Raw genomic sequence first — 2,885 nt, 5'->3', positions numbered from 1 at the left:
GCGGGGGTGACCGGGCACGGCTTCGGGCCCGGTTCCCGTCAGTGCCGCACGCCCGCGATCTGGGTGGCGTGGGCGACCAGGCGGCCCCTGCTGTCGAAGGCGTGCGCGGTCTCGTCCATGCGCTGGCCGCCGACGTGGGTGGCCACCATGCGGATCCGGACCGGGCCGGGCGCGGGGAGGCGGCGGATGTGCGCGGACATCTGGATCGTCGGGGCCCAGCCGGTGAGGCCGAGGTCGTAGGAGATCGGCGGCACCGGGTCGAGCGGGACCAGCAGGGACAGCGGGTCCCAGTCCGCGCCGTCGGCCAGCCGGTGCCAGGTGGTGATCTCGCCCCGGCGGGCGGGCTCGCCCCGGACGAACCCGGCGGCGGCCGGTTCGACGCGCTGCTCGACGACCTTGAGCAGGTCGATGGGGAAGCCGCCGGGGCCCTCGGCGGGCATGAGGAGGCAGTCCTCCTCGGCGGGGCCCTCCGCGTCGACGGAGGTCCACCAGGGTTCGGCGTCCTCCAGGTGGCCGAGGGTGACCAGGGCGTCGGCGCAGCTGGTCCCGTCCTGGCTGAGGCGGGTGCGGAACTGGCTGAGCGACCTGCCCGCGCGGATCTCCTCCACCTCGACCTGGACCGGGGCGGGCTTCGGCGACTTCGAGAAGGAGGCGCTGATGGCGAGCAGGTGCGGGTGGGTCGGCGAGGACGCGGCGCGGGCGAGCAGCGCGAGCAGGTACCCGCCGTGCGGACGCCCGCCGACCGTCCACAGCGGATCGAGGTCGGCGGTGCGGGTCCCGTCCTCGGCGGTGGTGAGCGCGGTGGCGCGGTCGAATTCGCTTCTCACGCTGGGTTTCCTCCGGTCGGGGCGGTCAGGTGGGCGAGCGCGGTGGTCAGGAGCCCGTCCGCGAGCGGGTCGTCACCGCAGGCGCGGGCGAGGGTGAGGGCGCCGACGGCGGTGCAGATGTCGACCAGGGCGCGCTCGCGGTCCGAGCCGTCGAGCGCGCCGATCAGGTCGGCGGTGCGGCGCAGGCCGTCCGCGAACGCCTCGGGCAGCGGTGATCCGGGCGCCGAGCGGGCGCTGTCGGAGGCGAGCGCGGTGATGGGGCAGCCCCGGTCGGGGGCGTCGCGGTGGCGCGGGGAGAGGTAGGAGGCGAGGAAGGCGGCGCGCGGGGGCTCGCCTGCCTCCTCGGCGCGCTCGACCAGCCCGCGGACGGCCTGGGCGCGCTCCTCGAACGCGGAGGCGAAGGCCTGGGCGACGAGGTCGTCCTTGGAGCCGAAGTGCCGGTAGAAGCCGCCGTGGGTGAGGCCGACGTCGGCCATGACCCGCTGGACGCGCAGGCGGTCGACGCCGTGCTCGCGGATGGCGCGGCTGGCCGCGTCGAGCACCTGGGCCCGGTGCTCGGCGGCGCGGGCTTGGCTGGCCCTGGGCACACCCACCTCCCCTACTGGCCGGTAACCGGATAGATGACGTGCATCATCTATCACCGGCGCGGGCCTGGCAAGGGGTCCTGAACAGCGAGAAGCGGGCCCCGCCGGAACGGGACCCGCTTCTGGTCGAGCTCGGCCGCGCGTCAGCCGCTCAGCTCAGCGCAGGTCCTCGCGTCCGGGTCGGCGCCCGCCTGCGGCACCCACCGCACGTTCGCGAACGACGCCTCGAACTGACCGTCGGTGTAGACCAGGAACGGCGTGTTCACGCCCTCCAGGTCGAGGCCCGTGGCCTCGAAGCAGCTCACCGGCACCTTCACCGTGGCCTTCTCCCCCACCGCCAGCGAGTTGAACACCCCGGTCGCGTTCACCTCGCCCAGGCACGGGTACGTGCAGTGCGCGCTCAGCACCGTCCGCGCCGCGGGCTTCTGGTGCACGATCACGTCGAACACGAGCGCCCCGTTGGTGTTCCGGTAGCCGCGCAGGTCGCTGACCCCGCCCTGCTGCTGGAGGTACACCTGCGCCGGGCCGACGCCGGTCCACTTCGTGCGCAGCGCGTCCGCCTGCACGTTGACGTCGGACGGGACGACCGAGATCTCCGCGTGCGCGGCCGTGGCGTCCGGACCGATCTCCGTGCCGCCCCAGTTCTCCGCCGAGCCGATGAAGCTCTTGTACGGCGCGATGTCCTGGCGGATGAAGACGTCCAGGTCCTCGGTCGCGCTGCCACCGCCGCCGCTGCCGCCGCACCCGGTCTCGGGCGAGGTCTCGTCCAGGCGCCCGACCTTGCTCCGCTCCCAGGTCTTCAGCCCGTAGCCGGGCTTGAACAGCGGGTCGTAGCCCTCCTGGCCGGGGTTGAGCGGCGTCTGGCACGCGCCCTTGGGCCAGGAGTACGAGAGCGTCCCGGTGAAGCCGGGGAACGTGTGCCTGCCGCGCACGAGCTGGTCGGCGACGCCGCCGCCCTCGGTGCCGGGCAGCCAGGCCGCGACGAACGCGTCCGAGCGGTTCAGCTCCTTGTTCACGTGCAGCGGTCGGCCGGACACGTAGACCGTGACGACCGGCGCGCCCTTGCCGCTGACCTTGTCCAGCACGGCCAGGTCGTTCGGGTAGAGCTTCGCCGCCTCCAGCGAGCGCCTGCCCAGGTCGCCGTTGCCCTCGGCGTACGGGGTCTCGCCGATGACCGCGATCACCGCGTCGAAGCCCTCGGGGTCGACGTCGCCGGTCTCGCTGAACACCACGTTCTTCTCGCCGAGCGCCTGCTTGAGGCCGCCGAGGATGGTGGTGCCGTTGGGGAAGTCGGCGTTCGTGTTGCTGGTGCCCTGCCAGGTGAGCGTCCACCCGCCGGTCTGGTTCTGCATCGAGTCGGCGCTCTTGCCGACCACCAGGACCTTGGCGCGCGAGCTGAGCGGCAGCACGTTGCCGTTGTTCTTCAGCAGCACCTGCGACTTGCGCACCGCCTCGCGGGCCAGGTTCTTGTGCT

Annotated in this window: 3 protein-coding genes; all 3 read right to left on the bottom strand. The window is 73.4% G+C overall.

Annotation, left to right across the window (positions count from 1 at the left end; all coding sequences use genetic code 11):
• Positions 1-38: 38 nt before the first annotated feature.
• Positions 39-827 (bottom strand): thioesterase family protein, encoded by a 789-nt coding sequence (locus ACTUAL_RS10960; RefSeq protein ID WP_440900172.1) that lies wholly within the window; start codon positions 825-827, stop codon positions 39-41.
• The gene (locus ACTUAL_RS10955) at positions 824-1,414 is read right to left on the bottom strand and encodes a TetR/AcrR family transcriptional regulator (RefSeq protein ID WP_096495864.1); all 591 of its coding nucleotides are present in this window, start codon (positions 1,412-1,414) and stop codon (positions 824-826) included. Before ACTUAL_RS10955 ends, ACTUAL_RS10960 begins: the two co-directional genes overlap by 4 nt.
• Before the next feature lie 140 nt (positions 1,415-1,554).
• The coding region (locus ACTUAL_RS10950) for a putative glycoside hydrolase (RefSeq protein ID WP_440900171.1) at positions 1,555-2,885 on the bottom strand (1,331 nt) is incomplete at its 5' end.

This window comes from Actinosynnema sp., assembly GCF_052038725.1.
This window is presented reverse-complemented; position numbering and strand designations above follow the sequence as displayed.